General features: G+C 45.8%; 16 protein-coding genes. All 16 read left to right on the top strand.

The genetic code is table 11. The features are described from left to right. Positions 1-2: 2 nt before the first annotated feature. Positions 3-578, top strand: coding sequence for an aminoacyl-tRNA hydrolase (gene pth / locus K1X84_09145; protein ID MBX7151795.1), 576 nt, complete (start codon positions 3-5; stop codon positions 576-578). A 125-nt stretch (positions 579-703) separates the two neighbouring features. Then, positions 704-3,094: a sodium-translocating pyrophosphatase gene (locus tag K1X84_09140; GenBank protein ID MBX7151794.1), complete on the top strand. Its 2,391-nt coding sequence runs from the start codon at positions 704-706 to the stop codon at positions 3,092-3,094. A 97-nt stretch (positions 3,095-3,191) separates the two neighbouring features. Continuing rightward, positions 3,192-3,584, top strand: a complete 393-nt coding sequence (gene rpsF, locus K1X84_09135; protein MBX7151793.1) for a 30S ribosomal protein S6 — start codon at positions 3,192-3,194, stop codon at positions 3,582-3,584. 28 nt (positions 3,585-3,612) lie between these two features. Further along, the gene (ssb, locus tag K1X84_09130) at positions 3,613-4,026 is read left to right on the top strand and encodes a single-stranded DNA-binding protein (protein MBX7151792.1); all 414 of its coding nucleotides are present in this window, start codon (positions 3,613-3,615) and stop codon (positions 4,024-4,026) included. 21 nt (positions 4,027-4,047) lie between these two features. Next, the gene (gene rpsR / locus K1X84_09125; protein ID MBX7151791.1) at positions 4,048-4,308 is read left to right on the top strand and encodes a 30S ribosomal protein S18; all 261 of its coding nucleotides are present in this window, start codon (positions 4,048-4,050) and stop codon (positions 4,306-4,308) included. Positions 4,309-4,339: 31 nt separating this feature from the next. Continuing rightward, positions 4,340-4,783, top strand: coding sequence for a 50S ribosomal protein L9 (gene rplI, locus K1X84_09120; protein MBX7151790.1), 444 nt, complete (start codon positions 4,340-4,342; stop codon positions 4,781-4,783). A gap of 158 nt (positions 4,784-4,941) precedes the next feature. After that, entirely contained in the window at positions 4,942-5,721 is a 780-nt protein-coding gene (locus K1X84_09115) for an enoyl-CoA hydratase/isomerase family protein (GenBank protein ID MBX7151789.1), read from the top strand. 84 nt (positions 5,722-5,805) lie between these two features. Beyond that, entirely contained in the window at positions 5,806-6,519 is a 714-nt protein-coding gene (gene trmB / locus K1X84_09110) for a tRNA (guanosine(46)-N7)-methyltransferase TrmB (protein MBX7151788.1), read from the top strand. 215 nt (positions 6,520-6,734) lie between these two features. Further along, positions 6,735-7,421 carry a hypothetical protein gene (locus K1X84_09105; protein ID MBX7151787.1) on the top strand — a complete coding sequence of 229 codons (687 nt, stop codon included), beginning with the start codon at positions 6,735-6,737 and terminating at the stop codon, positions 7,419-7,421. Between the two features lie 109 nt (positions 7,422-7,530). Continuing rightward, positions 7,531-9,279 (top strand): hypothetical protein, encoded by a 1,749-nt coding sequence (locus K1X84_09100; protein ID MBX7151786.1) that lies wholly within the window; start codon positions 7,531-7,533, stop codon positions 9,277-9,279. A gap of 12 nt (positions 9,280-9,291) precedes the next feature. Next, positions 9,292-10,479: a hypothetical protein gene (locus tag K1X84_09095; GenBank protein MBX7151785.1), complete on the top strand. Its 1,188-nt coding sequence runs from the start codon at positions 9,292-9,294 to the stop codon at positions 10,477-10,479. Positions 10,480-10,610: 131 nt separating this feature from the next. Beyond that, positions 10,611-11,258 carry an adenylate kinase gene (locus K1X84_09090; GenBank protein MBX7151784.1) on the top strand — a complete coding sequence of 216 codons (648 nt, stop codon included), beginning with the start codon at positions 10,611-10,613 and terminating at the stop codon, positions 11,256-11,258. A 144-nt stretch (positions 11,259-11,402) separates the two neighbouring features. After that, complete coding sequence (locus K1X84_09085) at positions 11,403-12,197, top strand: DUF1223 domain-containing protein (protein ID MBX7151783.1); 795 nt, start codon at positions 11,403-11,405, stop codon at positions 12,195-12,197. Positions 12,198-12,203: 6 nt separating this feature from the next. Then, the gene (locus K1X84_09080) at positions 12,204-12,539 is read left to right on the top strand and encodes a tRNA-binding protein (protein ID MBX7151782.1); all 336 of its coding nucleotides are present in this window, start codon (positions 12,204-12,206) and stop codon (positions 12,537-12,539) included. Further along, positions 12,536-13,318 carry a 4-hydroxy-tetrahydrodipicolinate reductase gene (dapB, locus tag K1X84_09075; GenBank protein MBX7151781.1) on the top strand — a complete coding sequence of 261 codons (783 nt, stop codon included), beginning with the start codon at positions 12,536-12,538 and terminating at the stop codon, positions 13,316-13,318. Before K1X84_09080 ends, dapB begins: the two co-directional genes overlap by 4 nt. A 56-nt stretch (positions 13,319-13,374) precedes the next feature. Then, positions 13,375-13,989, top strand: coding sequence for a hypothetical protein (locus K1X84_09070; protein ID MBX7151780.1), 615 nt, complete (start codon positions 13,375-13,377; stop codon positions 13,987-13,989). The last annotated feature ends 138 nt before the right edge of the window (positions 13,990-14,127 follow it).

Genomic DNA, 14,127 nt, shown 5'->3' with positions numbered 1-14,127 from the left:
GCATGAAACTGATCGCCGGTTTGGGAAATCCCGGAAATCGCTATTCTCAGACCCGCCACAATGCGGGATTCCTGGTGATCGATGCATTAGCCGAAAGCTGGAACTGTTCGTTACGTGCCGGTAAAGGCGACTTTGAGTATGCCGACGTGACGGCAGGTGATGACCGGATCATACTTCTGAAGCCGACAACGTATATGAATAACAGCGGATTGGCCGTCAGAGAAATTGTGAAGTTTTATAAGATCCCGTTACGGGATTCCTTAATTATCTGCGATGATGCGGCATTACCGCTCGGCAAAATCCGTCTCCGACCTACCGGTTCGGACGGCGGCCAGAATGGACTTAAATCAGTCATTTATCATTTGAACAGCGATCAGTTTCCGAGGTTGCGGATTGGCATAAGCAATTCACTGATGACGCAAATGGATTTGGCCGATTTTGTTCTATCCCGGTTTTCTAAAGAAGAAGAACCGTTACTCTCGAAAGTAATTAAAACTTCTTCGCAGGCGGCCATGGAATTTATTAAAAACGGGATTGTGCAGGCCATGAACGGCTTCAACGCTTTGGTTATTGAATAAGTTTGAAGATAGAGATACATACATAACAAGAAAAAAAGGAGCTCGAAAGTCCCATGCAACTATCAACGAATCGCAGTGTCCGTCCATGGACACCGGTATTCCGATTGCTGTTGGCAACCGTTTTCATGGTCCTTCTCAACGTCACCGGAGTATTGGCTCAGGATCATCAACCCGGCGGTGAAGCTAATTTGAAATTGCCTGACCTTTCTCAAGCCAATTTTCTTGGCGTTGACGGCCACTCGTTGCTTTTAGGCGGGTTAGTCGTTTGTGTGTTGGGATTGGTTTTTGGATTGATGATTTACATGAATCTTAAACAATTGCCCGTACACAAAGCCATGCGTGAAATTTCCGAACTCATTTATGAAACCTGTAAAACGTACCTCGTCACGCAGGGTAAATTCATTTTAATCCTCGAAGCTTTTATCGCCGTTATTATCATTTTGTATTTCGGCGTACTTTTACATTTCGAAGCCGTTCGTGTGTTCATCATCTTATTGTTCAGTTTAATCGGAATCGGCGGTAGTTACGGCGTAGCATGGTTTGGAATCCGCGTCAATACGTTTGCCAATTCGCGGACCGCTTTTGCAAGTTTGGAGGGTAAACCTTATCCGATTTATGCCATTCCTCTTCGCGCCGGCATGAGTATTGGTATGTTACTGATCAGCGTTGAATTGCTGATCATGTTATGTATTTTGCTTTTCATTCCGGGAGATTATGCCGGACCTTGCTTTATTGGTTTTGCCATCGGCGAATCACTGGGCGCGGCCGCATTGCGGATTGCCGGCGGTATCTTCACAAAAATTGCCGACATCGGCGCCGATTTGATGAAAATCGTTTTTAAAATCAAAGAAGACGACGCACGTAATCCCGGCGTCATTGCCGATTGTACCGGCGACAACGCGGGCGACTCGGTCGGACCCAGCGCCGACGGTTTTGAAACGTATGGCGTCACTGGCGTAGCGTTAATTACTTTTATTTTGCTAGCGGTGAGCGATCCCATCATTCAGGTGCAATTGCTGGTATGGATTTTCGTCATGCGCATCATGATGGTCGTGGCCAGTGCTTTATCATACTTCGTCAACGAAAGCATCGCGAAAAGCCGTTTCGGACAAGCGATGGAAATGAATTTTGAAGCGCCTTTAACCTCGTTGGTTTGGGTAACATCCATTGTATCCATCATTCTGACCTATTTCGTCTCTTACCTGATGATTCCCAATCTCGGCGGCGATACGACGCTGTGGTGGAAATTATCCTCGATTATTTCTTGCGGAACTCTTGCCGGCGCTGTCATTCCGGAACTGGTTAAAATTTTCACTTCCACCGAATCGTCTCACGTCAAAGACGTGGTTGTGTCGTCCAAGGAAGGCGGCGCATCGCTAAACATTCTTTCCGGTTTCGTTGCGGGCAATTTTTCAGCATACTGGCTCGGCATCAGCATCGTCATTTTAATGTCATTGTCATTCTATTTTAGCACGACCGGCTTGGGCGCTCTGATGGCGGTGCCGGCCGTATTTGCTTTCGGATTGGTTGCATTTGGATTTTTGGGAATGGGACCCGTGACTATCGCCGTCGACTCCTACGGCCCTGTAACGGACAATGCTCAATCGGTGTACGAGTTATCGCTCATCGAACAAATTCCCAACGTCAAAGACGAAGTTAAAAAAGATTTTAATATAACGGCTAATTTTGACCGCGCTAAACATTTACTGGAAGCCAATGACGGCGCCGGCAATACGTTTAAAGCAACAGCCAAACCTGTATTGATCGGAACGGCAGTCGTGGGCGCCACCACCATGATTTTTTCAATTATTATGGCGCTTACCGGCGGTTTAAAAGATGCCGCCGCCATTCAGAATTTGTCATTATTGCACGCACCGTTTGTATTGGGTCTTATCACCGGCGGCGCCATGATTTATTGGTTTACCGGCGCTTCTACCCAAGCCGTGACGACCGGAGCACACCGTGCGGTTGAATTTATCAAAGCCAATATCAAACTGGAAGGCGTTGAAAAAGCATCCGTGCAAGACAGCAAAAAAGTTGTCGAAATTTGTACGCAATATGCGCAAAAAGGTATGTTCAATATTTTTCTTGCTGTATTTTTCGGAACATTAGCCTTTGCATTTACTGAACCGTTCTTCTTCATCGGTTACCTGGTTTCCATCGCTATTTTCGGATTATATCAGGCCATTTTCATGGCGAATGCGGGAGGAGCATGGGACAATGCAAAGAAAATTGTCGAAGTTGAGCTCAAACAAAAAGGAACGGAATTACACTCAGCAACGGTCGTGGGTGACACGGTCGGCGATCCTTTTAAAGACACGTCTTCCGTCGCCATGAATCCGGTTATTAAATTTACAACTTTGTTCGGATTGTTAGCCGTAGAATTAGCCGTAACACTGACGCATGATGCCGGCTCAACGGTCAGCAATTTGATGGCGGTTGCATTTTTCGCGGTATCGGTTTTCTTCGTTAGACGATCGTTCTACGGAATGAGAATCGGTTCCGATCAAAAATAAGAACTATAATTTTTTAAATAACCCTGCGTTAGAATCGGAAAATGTAACTGTATCTCCGAACGCTAACGCCGATAAACAGACCAAAGGGAGTTATCCTATGTCGAAAAAAACCCGCAAGGGCACACCGGGTCAATCACGATTCTACGAGACGATGATCGTGATCGATCCGCAGATCGGCGACGACGGCACCAAAGCCATCGTCGAGAAAGTCAAAGATATCCTCGTCCAACATCAATGCAAAAACGTAAAAGTTGACGAGTGGGGCAAACGCAAATTGGCGTACCCGATCCACAAAAAAACTTACGGCTATTACGCCCTATTTGAATTTGAAGATATGGGTACGACGGCCAAAGCGCTGGAAGATTATTACCATATCACGGAAGGTTTGCTGCGTTACCTGACGACGCTCGTCGACAGCCGTTTGCGTGCGGAACGCCTTCGTGAAAAAGCGCCTTTGGAAAAGCCGGCTGAAGAAGCCTTGGCGATTTAATTAAAGGAGATGGGTTGTGGCTTTTAAAATGCCGGACATTAACCGGGTCATCATTGCAGGCAACCTGACGCGCGATCCGTCGTTTCGTCAGACCAACCAGCAGACACCGGTTGTCAATTTTTGTGTTGCATCCAACCGTAAATATAAAGACCAAAACGGCCAATGGCGCGAAGAAGTCTGTTATGTCGGCGTTGTCGCATGGCATAAACTTGCGGAAAGTTGCGGCAAAAATCTGACGCGCGGCAGTGCGGTACTCGTCGACGGCGAATTGCAAAGCCGTTTATGGAAATCCGAAGACGGCGATGCCCGCACCGTGGTTGAAATCAAAGCCCATCGCGTTCAGTTTTTAGACAAACATAACCGCACGGAAACCCACACGAACGAAGACGAATCGTCCATCGACGCATCCTCTTCCGAAACGTGGACCCCATCGGAAAATTAAACAAGGATTTTTATTATGAACATGAGAGAAAATCGTAATAAACGCAGAGAACAAAAAACCGTCATGGGCAAACAAAAAAACTGCCCGTTCTGCGAAGAAAAAGCATTGTATGTGGATTATCGCGATACGAAACGTCTGCAGAAATTTACGTCCGAACAAGGCCGTATCCTCACCCGCCGTACGTCCGGCGTTTGCGCGTTGCATCAACGTCAATTGATCAATGCCGTCAAATACGCGCGTCACCTGGCGTTGTTGCCGTTCGTAAGCGATATGACCAAGTAAATGAAATTTTGAAAACTACACGGAGAACCGTATGAAAGTCATTTTAAGAGATAACGTAGACAACCTCGGCCAGGCCGGCGAGTTGGTCGATGTCAAACCGGGTTTTGCCCGCAATTACCTCGTGCCGAAAGGTTTGGCGCTGGTATACAATAAATCCAACCAGGCGATTTACGAAAACGAAAAGAAAATGATCGCCTCCCGCATTGCGCGCGAGAAAAAAGGCGCCGAAGAACTGGCCGTCAAACTCGAAGCCGCATCGGTCACCATTGCCGTTTCGGTTGGTGAAGACGATAAACTTTTCGGATCCGTTACGTCGCAGGACATCGCCAATCATTTGGCCGAACAAGGCCTGCAGATTGACAAACGCCGGATCATTTTGGATGAACCGATCAAGGCTTTAGGTTTGTACACCGTCGACGCCAAGCTGCACACGGAAGTGATTGCGAAAATCAAAGTCTGGGTCGTCAAACAGTAATTACCGATTTAATTAAGAGTAATATTAAAAGCAGTTTCGAACAGAAACTGCTTTTATTTTTTACTCCTACTTTCGTGTTTCATTTATCAATGCTGGAATGTATATTCATTCCATTCCAATCGATTTAATTTTTTTAATTCAAAAACGGAGATACGCTCATGGCTTATCAATTTCTTCAATTGGAAATTGCCGATAAAATCGCGGTCATTTCGCTCAATAATCCTCCGAGCAACAGCCTGAAAATGGGACTGCTGCAGGAACTCGACCGGATGCTGGATGAGATGTACGCCAATCCCGACGTCAAAGTAATGATTCTCACTGGCGCGGGTAAAACGTTTGCCAGCGGCGCCGATATTGAAGAAATTTCAAAATTAACCAACGCATCCCAGGCCAAAGACATGTCGGCATTCGGTCAGAAAGTTTTCCTGAAATTGGAAAACGGGCCGAAACCGGTGATTGCCGCGATCAACGGATTCTGTCTCGGCGGCGGGTTGGAACTGGCTATGAGTTGTCATATCCGGATCGCATCGGATCGCGCGCTGATGGGACTACCGGAAATTTCGCTTGGTATTATTCCCGGCTTCGGTGGCACGCAGCGCTTACCGCGTATCGTCGGACTCAGCAAAGCATCGCAAATGATTTTGACGGGCGACCAGGTCCGCTCCGAAGAAGCGCTTGCTATCGGTTTGGTCAATATGATCGCTCCGAAAGATACGTTAGTCGAGGACGCAAAAAAATTGGCCGCAAAAATAACTTCCAAAAGCCTCGTGTCAATCGGCAAAGCATTGAAATCGATTGCGCAGGGCTCGCAAGCCGATATTGGCAAAGCGATGGATATTGAATCGACGTGCTTCAGCGAATTGTACGGCACCCATGATATGAAAGAAGGCGTCGCGGCTTTCTTAGAAAAACGTAAAGCCAATTTTCAGGATAAGTAATTACCGAAGACACCGAAAATCGATTTTTTTTTGCGGTAGTACAAATAAGAACCAAAGAAAAATCAGAATTAATTTTAAAAGACTTTGACACTCACTTATATCGTCAACTGGCGGGATGAATCGATTGTAAAAAGCATCCTGAACGACACGCCGCTCGATTGGTCATCGATTTTTCAAAATGATCACCCGATCGATCTTGAAGTTGGCATCGGCAATGGCAGTTTCCTCGTTCCTTTTGTGCGCGATCACGCCGGCCGCAATATGGTCGGGATCGAAATAGAAAGTTTCTACGCCCGTAAAGCCAACAAAAATCTCGTCAAAAACAATTTATCCAACGGCCGCATCCTGATCGGCGATGCCAAATTACTGGCGTGGAAACTTTTCGCACCGGGATCAATCGATAACGTCTATATTAATTTCCCCGATCCCTGGTTCAAAAAGCGCCACAAAAAACGCCGCTTAGTCAATCCGCTGACGCTGGGCATGCTCGCTTCGAAAATGCGATCCGTCCTGACAATAGCCACGGATGACGAAGAATACCGGGATTGGGTCATCGAATGCATCGAAGGAACGCGATGTTTCGAAAAAATCTATCCGGATTATTTCGTCCATACGCTCGAAGGCTACTATCCCACCAAGTATGAAAAAAAATGGCGTGCGCAAGGTAAGAATATATTCTACATGAAATTTCAAAAAATCGCCGAACCGCATCTCAATATCGATGAGTACATTCTGACGCAGAATCTACGATTTGTTCTTGATAAAATGCGTGATAAAGTATTGAAAACTACTCTGTAACTCCATCCTTCTTCTGAAAAATTATTTGACAACGATTTGTTTACATAGTACAATTGGGTTGTAGCCTTTCTCTTCGTGTTCTATGTTAGTCATTACTGAATGAAGTTTCCGATGGATGAATTTATTTACATTCTCAAACTGCGGCAGCGAACGCTGGCACATTCGTACACAGTATATCACTATTTATAGATTAAAACTGCAATTGGATTCAATTTATGAATAACAAAAATACCGGGATTTATAGACGGCGTGTTGTCTACTTACGAACCATTATAGAAGGGTTCATCGCCTTGTGTCTGACAGTTTTATTCATCTCCATTGGCCCAAACTATGTTTTTGGGCAAACGAAGTATGCTGATTCTACAAGGGGCTCCATTTACGTCGCATCGATAGGTTATCTCAGTGGTCCTAAAAAAAATTCACAGTCGGGTATTTCAGTCGGAACTGGTGGACAATATGCTGAGATAGGCATCACCTACTTCACTTCTACAATTTTCTACGGAGAATTCAATGATCAAAAAACACACGGAAAAGGCTTTTCTGTACACATTGAATTCTACGCCAAACAAATTGAACAAAGTCCGATGACAGTTGCACTCGCTGCTTCCTATTTGAGCATGCAGGGAGACAATCTTCACATTCCATTCAAACACATTATACTATCTCCCAGTGTCAGTTATCAAATAAAGCTCGGTAATGTTGATCTAATTCCCGAACTGAGTTTAAGTAAAATGTTTGTTTTCGAAGGTAAAAGTAATATACAGCCAAGTACATCCGCACGTTTAACAACAATCGCCGGCAAGAGTGTTATAAAATTACTCTTGACCGGTGAAGTCGGCCAAACCGATTCAAAATCATTTCTGGGTGTTTATTTGGGCGTCATGATGAGATCGCCGAGATAATGAGCTCTCACGGTGTTGAAATGTCCAACTTGCAAATCAATTACACAATCGGTAATATTAGGCAGTGACCCATCCTGAACTCATTACACAGTCTACCTCGGAGTGATCTATGGAAAGCCGCAAGTTGGCCGTCATCATGTTCACCGATATGGTTGGTTACAGTAAGAAAGTGCAGGCCAATGAAGACGCCGCGCTTGAATTGCTGAAAGAGCATAATGCAATCCTCGGAAAGCAGATCGAAACTTACCGTGGGCGCACGATCAAGACGATCGGCGATGCGTTTCTCGCCGACTTCGACAGTGTGTTCAATGCCGTTCAGTGTGCCGTGGACATTCAGAAAGAGCTGAATGAACGCAACCGATCGGTAACGCCCAACCGTCGGATAGAAGTTCGGATTGGCATTCATCTCGGCGATGTGCTTTACCGTGACAATGATGTTTTCGGCGACGGGGTTAATATCGCCAGCCGTATTCAGGCGCTGGCCGATGGCGGGCAGGTTTTCATTTCCCATGACGTTTATTCGATTTCGCTCGGAAAGCTTAGTTACGAATTCACTGATTTAGGCAGCCAGGAACTTAAAAATATTGCCCGCCCGATTCATGTGTATGAAGTTGCATGGAATCCGGATCAAACTACTGGCATCAAACGCCCGGGAGTCCGCGCCACAAACCGCTCCGCATCGCGCCGGTTATCGGGAGCCGTTGCTACTGTATTGGTCGTTCTCGCTGCATTGTGGTATTTCCTTTTCATCAATCCTTCTCCGCAGAAAGCTGCATCCAGCCGTCCGACGCTCGCGCTGTTGTCATTCAGCGATCAGACGCAGGACGAACATTTAAAAAGCGTTCATATCGGTAAGATCATAACGGACGCGATGGTTCAAAAATTTTACGAATTCCCTCACGTTCAACTTGTCAGCCCTATTCGCCTCGCCAAAATCTCCCGAAACTTCGACATCAGTGACGACGAATTGTCCAATAATCCCGATCTGGCCGAGAAGATCGGACGTGAAGCCAACAGCCGGCTGATGATCAATGGCAAGCTCAGCAAACTGGGCAATACGTTTATTCTTTCCGCTGACCTCAATGATCTCGAAGAAGAAAAACTTCTAGCGACATTTGTTGTGAAAGAGGATATGGAAAGCAGTATTTTGGGTGTGCTGATCGATTCGCTCTGCATGAAATTCCAACAAAAAATTACCGAAGTATTCAAAGTCAAAGATTCGACGGCCACAACGTCCATTCGGCTGGAAGATCTCACGACGTCATCGCTGGAGGCGTATCATCATTTTGTGAAGGGATATGAATTGCATGTGTTCGGCCGTTCGCTGGAAGCCATCGGGGAATTCGAGAAAGCGATTGCTTTGGATTCCAATTTCGCGCTCGCGTGGTCGCTGATCGGCTGCGTCTATTCCTTCGCGAAAATGGAAGACAAAATGCCGCCATATTATCTCGACAAGATTCAATCGTTCAAAGATCGTTTCAAAGGAACAAGTAAAGAAGCGTTGATCTTTCGCGGTAATCTCGGATGGGTGAACAATGATGAACAACTGTGCTTCAACAGTTATCGCCTAATCACGGAGCTCTATCCGGATGATCGCGAAGGCTATTACTATCTCGCCCTTTTTCAACACTACGTCAGGCATAATTATGCACAAGCCATTGAGAATTATGAAAAGGCGTTGATGCTGACGCCCGATTATTTTCCGATCCAGCGTGACCGCGCTTATGCCGTAAAAGAAGTCCGCGGCGTGGACGAAGCCGTGAAACTTTTGCAGGAGTTTATCCGCCTGTATCCGAACGCACCGGGCGTGGACCTGGCAAGAAATCAAATTGCTGAATTGAGGTCGACGAATCAATAAGGAGATCCAGTTATGAAAAATCGATTTTTTTTCATTGGATTGCTACTCACTTCAATTAGCGGAGCTTGGGCTAGCGACATCGTCCCGGCCGGAAAAAAGAATGTACCATTTCGCATTGCGTTTACTAACATCGATTCTTTTCCACAATTTGTTTTTATTGCACATGAATCATTCGGAAGTGACAGGAGCAACACGAATTTAGAACTTATCACTCCAAGCACCAAATTAATAACTTCAGGTATGTACAGCACGGTAAGAGTCTACTCTATCCATCGTCAACAATTTGAGAAGCTTGGTCTTGTCTTTTCTCTTCAGGAGGACAGTTCTTTAACGGCTCTTTTCCCATTTGATCTATCTGGACAGCATCCTGCATATAGGAAAGATTCTCAATTATACAATCTTGCGCTGGGCTTTCTCAAAACCAATGGATTTGTCGAGATACCGCTTGATACTATTATCAAGCCGGCCGGCCTCATTCCCGATTGGGCTCAATGGCGTCTGGTTGTCCAAAAGCTGGTTCTGTCGCGGACGAATACCAGTTTTACAGCGCGGCATGACTGCACTGAAATTGAATATGAAAATGGAGCGATTCTTGCCCGTATGCCATGGGAAGTCCTCGCCCCGTGGAAAGCCCCAATACCACAAGAAAAAAAAGAAATTCTTTATTCCTGTACAGTAGTAAACGCTACTGATTTTCCAGGGTGGCATTACTATATGGTCGAATTTGCAGACGACAGTACACGAACGCCGATCTTCCGAAAACTGAAACAGAGTTTTGACCGATTGCCTACGGCTGAAATATTTGCGACACAAGATTCATTGCCAGAAGTTGAGGATTATTTCAAAGTACGGCGTTCATACGCTTCTTTCGCAGCCGGATGGGATTGGACATTCTTATCCAACCGCAACCATACTCCAAATTTAGTCGACTCAAGCAATGTCATACTTGAACGTAATGACCGGATCTGGATTCGTTCACTCGCTAATGAGGAATATGAAACTGAAGTAACATACATCTATGCTGATGGAAGGGAGGAAACAAGAACTTATCTCGATGGAAAAAATCACTTACACCCATTAGAAATTCCCAATCGACAAAAACCCGGCATTTCCGTTGCTATTAAAGTCATCTGTTCAATGGGTTTTCTGTTGCTCATTGTTGGGCTTTGGTGGCTGCGGTTTAGAAAAATAAAACATTAAACTTTTGGATGCAGTTTTTGCCAAGCATCCCTTTAGAGTTAGCTCGCCAAACCCTGCCTAACCAATGTTTTCGGTTGATTTTTTTGGTCTCAATCCGTAAACTATCGCGCTAAACTTTATAGGAGTCGATCATGCGGCTGTTGTTGCTGGGCGCACCCGGAGTCGGAAAAGGGACTCAATCGAAACTGCTCGTTGAAAAATTTAAAATTCCTCAGATCTCAACCGGAGATATGTTACGTGAAGCGATCAAAGCCAACTCGTCTCTCGGTATTAAAGCCAAAAGTTTTATGGACAAAGGCTCGCTCGTACCGGACGATGTGATCATCGATCTGGCGGCGGAACGTATCCGGGCAAGCGATTGCGCCAACGGTTTTATTCTTGACGGGTTTCCGCGCACGATTGCTCAGGCCGAAGCTTTGGACCGGCTGCTGAATGAAAAAAACATCGGCCTGGATCATGTCATCGAAATTGCCGTATCGCAAACGAATCTTGTGGAACGCCTCTCGAACCGCGTTATTTGCCGTAACTGCGGCTCGGTTTACAATAAGCTTACTAACCCACCTAAAGTCAGCAATGTATGCGATAAGTGCGGCGGTGAAGTGTACCAGCGTTCCGACGATACGCGCGAAGCCATCGTGCAGCGACTCAAAGTCTACGAAAATGAAACGGCGCCTTTACGCGATTATTATCGTAACAAAAAACAATTGACTCACGTCAATGGTGAACAACCCGTTGCCAAGGTTTATCAGGATATCGTGACATTGTTGGAGCATCAATAATCCGACTTGTTTTAAAATTCGATCCTTGGCATAAGGTTCGAAGCAACATTGTTAATTACTAAATAATCATTTTTTAAAGAATAATTCCTGCTTTTGCGGCGTTAAATAACAAATTATCACCGCATTTTAAGCAAAGGAAATAGGATGATTATCAAAATCGTAACCATAGTCGGCATCATCGGTTCGGCGCTGGTGTGGGCGCTTGCCCGTTTCACGTCGACGCAGCCTGTAGAAAATGAACCGGTCGTAAGCGTCGTATCCGCCACTAACGGATCGCAGCCGATAGTGATCGAATTATTCACTTCCGAAGGTTGTTCGAGCTGTCCTCCGGCCGACGAACTTTTAAGCGATCTCGGGATGAAAAACGATTTGAATATTATTCCGCTCGCCTATCACGTGGATTACTGGGATTATATCGGTTGGAAAGATCCTTTCGCACAAAAAACTTTTACCGAACGTCAAAATGAATACGCGAATGCGTTGTCGCTGAATACGCTGTATACGCCGCAAACCGTCATTCAAGGCCGTCTCGAATGCGTAGGTTCCAACCGTGAACGTATTAAAGAAGCGATTACAAACGCGAGGAATCATCCGGCCCTGGCGGGTATTGTTTTGGCTGTTAATGAAACCCGGTCGGCAATCACTGTCGAAGCTGTTTCGGATGTGGAGTTGCCGCGATCGAATGTTTGGCTTGCCTTGTATGAAAACGATCTGACCACGTCGGTCAAACACGGTGAAAACGGCGGACGGCAATTGCATCACGATTATGTCGTTCGCAAATTGATCCACATTTCAGAAATTTCCGGGAAGAAAAAATGGAACTCGGCCATCGATATACCGATTGATAAGAATTGGAATTTGAAAAATATCGGAGCGGCGGCGTTTATTCAGGATGCATTTGATAAAACTATTTATGCGGCAACATCATTGAAGTTATAGGATTGTATGGAACTTATCAGTATCGACGATTTTAAAAAACTCGACATCCGGACCGGCAAAATTATCAAGGCTGATGATTTTCCGAAAGCCAAAAAACCGGCCTATCAACTGACCATCGATTTCGGTCCGCTTGGAACCAAACGCTCGAGCGCACAATTGACAAAATTGTACACCAAAGAATCGTTGCTCAATCGAACGGTTCTCGCGGTTGTTAATTTCACACCAAGAAAAATTGCCGACTTTGAATCGGAAGTTTTGGTGCTCGGCATCGTGACAGAAGACAACGCGGTCGTGCTTTTGCAGCCGGAAGCTGATATCGCGTTAGGATCGTCCGTATCATGAGTTCATTAAAACTATGCGTTGCCGGAGCCACCGGCCACGTCGGCAGCGGATTAGTCAAAGCGATTTTGGCTTCGGGTGATTTGATTTTAACCGGCGCAGTCTCGCGAACGCACGCAGGAAAAACTATTGACGGAACGAATATTCGCATCAGCGGCACTGTCGCGGAAGCTCTGAAAGTACCGGCGGACGTTCTGATCGATTATACCAAAGCCGATGCCGTTAAGAATCATGTACTTACGGCGATCAGAAGCCGAACGGCCGTCGTCATCGGAACATCCGGATTAACGGATGACGATTACAATGAAATTCACGATGCGGCCATGGCCAATAATGTCGGTGTACTGGCTGCCGGTAATTTTGCAATCACGGCCGTACTCATGATGCGATTTGCCGAAATGGCGGCGAAATATGTTCCGTATTGGGAAATCCTCGATTACAGTTATGAAGGCAAACCGGATGCGCCGAGCGGAACTTCACGGGAATTAGCCTATCAGCTTTCGAAAATTAAATCACCGGAAACGGGATATCCCATTGAAAAAACTATCGGCGCACTTGAAAGCCGAGGCGCGACGATCAATCGTTCGCAAATTCATTCCGTTCGGCTCCCGGGATTTGTATCATCCTGTGAAGTTATTTTCGGAACAACCGGTGAAAAATTATCGCTCCGTCATGATTCGATCGATCCTGTGTCGCCATACGTGGCCGGCACATTGCTCGCGGCTCGAAAAGTCAAAACGTTTACAGGATTGCGGCGCGGGTTAGATAGCATTATGGAATAAAAAACTATAATATGCACTGTCCCAAAACATTCATCCAAACCATTCGGGAGGTTATCATGAAAACTCTGTTGATGTCTCTGATCCTGTTCGCTTTTACGGCGGCGTATGCTTCGGACAACGAATCGTCTAAATCGGAAACAGCGTCTGTCATAACTAAAGGCGGCGAAGCTGGATTTTTTGCACCGGCGGCCGTCGTGCGCAGCGGCGCTTTTATGATCGGCGCGGAAACTCAGTACCAATTCAGCGACGAAAAAAAATTCGGCGTGCTCGGACATTTACGATATGGTCTCGTCCCGCGTTTTGAAATCAATTCGGATATCGGCATTAAACGCGGTGAATTTTATTTCGGAGCCGGAGTGGATTATCAAATTATGCCGGATCGCGCCGGGTCGCTTGGTATGCTCTTTCGCGGCGGCGGTTTTATCAACGATCCCGTCGGCAGCGGATTGGATTTGTCGTTAATGGTTGGAAACCAATTTTCTCAGGTCAATATTTACGGCGGATTGCAAACCAAATTCATCGTTGATCCGACAGACGTGACCGTATTCAATATAATCGGCGGCATCCACATTCCCTTTCAACGCAAAATGGCTTTCGTCGGCGAAATCGGTTTGAATGTGAACGATAAAAGAGATTCTTACCTGAGTGCCGGCGTTTTATTTGGTCTTTAATTTTTTAATAGGATAATCGGGTTGGCCTTTGTAAAACATTTCAGCCAACCCGATAGTTTTTCCTGAAAGAAGTATGTTTAAAATCCTGAATAACCTGGCTCATCGCCGCCCTTTTAATTCAAGTACCGAAGTTCGCAT

The sequence above is a fragment of the bacterium genome (assembly GCA_019695335.1).
Taxonomy (GTDB): domain Bacteria; phylum CLD3; class CLD3; order SB21; family SB21; genus JABWBZ01.
Note: the sequence above shows the minus strand (reverse complement) of the source record. Positions and strands in the feature narration are given on the sequence as shown.

Excerpts from the sequence above, each read along its gene's own strand:
- K1X84_09140 (MBX7151794.1), top strand. The coding sequence starts at position 704 with ATGGTCCTTCTCAACGTCACCGGAGTATTGGCTCAGGATCATCAACCC.
- K1X84_09105 (MBX7151787.1), top strand. The coding sequence starts at position 6,735 with ATGAATAACAAAAATACCGGGATTTATAGACGGCGTGTTGTCTACTTA.
- K1X84_09115 (MBX7151789.1), top strand. The coding sequence starts at position 4,942 with ATGGCTTATCAATTTCTTCAATTGGAAATTGCCGATAAAATCGCGGTC.
- K1X84_09085 (MBX7151783.1), top strand. The coding sequence starts at position 11,403 with ATGATTATCAAAATCGTAACCATAGTCGGCATCATCGGTTCGGCGCTG.
- ssb (MBX7151792.1), top strand. The coding sequence starts at position 3,613 with ATGCCGGACATTAACCGGGTCATCATTGCAGGCAACCTGACGCGCGAT.
- K1X84_09100 (MBX7151786.1), top strand. The coding sequence starts at position 7,531 with ATGGAAAGCCGCAAGTTGGCCGTCATCATGTTCACCGATATGGTTGGT.
- pth (MBX7151795.1), top strand. The coding sequence starts at position 3 with ATGAAACTGATCGCCGGTTTGGGAAATCCCGGAAATCGCTATTCTCAG.
- K1X84_09095 (MBX7151785.1), top strand. The coding sequence starts at position 9,292 with ATGAAAAATCGATTTTTTTTCATTGGATTGCTACTCACTTCAATTAGC.
- K1X84_09090 (MBX7151784.1), top strand. The coding sequence starts at position 10,611 with ATGCGGCTGTTGTTGCTGGGCGCACCCGGAGTCGGAAAAGGGACTCAA.
- dapB (MBX7151781.1), top strand. The coding sequence starts at position 12,536 with ATGAGTTCATTAAAACTATGCGTTGCCGGAGCCACCGGCCACGTCGGC.
- K1X84_09070 (MBX7151780.1), top strand. The coding sequence starts at position 13,375 with ATGAAAACTCTGTTGATGTCTCTGATCCTGTTCGCTTTTACGGCGGCG.
- rpsF (MBX7151793.1), top strand. The coding sequence starts at position 3,192 with ATGTCGAAAAAAACCCGCAAGGGCACACCGGGTCAATCACGATTCTAC.
- rpsR (MBX7151791.1), top strand. The coding sequence starts at position 4,048 with ATGAGAGAAAATCGTAATAAACGCAGAGAACAAAAAACCGTCATGGGC.
- K1X84_09080 (MBX7151782.1), top strand. The coding sequence starts at position 12,204 with ATGGAACTTATCAGTATCGACGATTTTAAAAAACTCGACATCCGGACC.
- rplI (MBX7151790.1), top strand. The coding sequence starts at position 4,340 with ATGAAAGTCATTTTAAGAGATAACGTAGACAACCTCGGCCAGGCCGGC.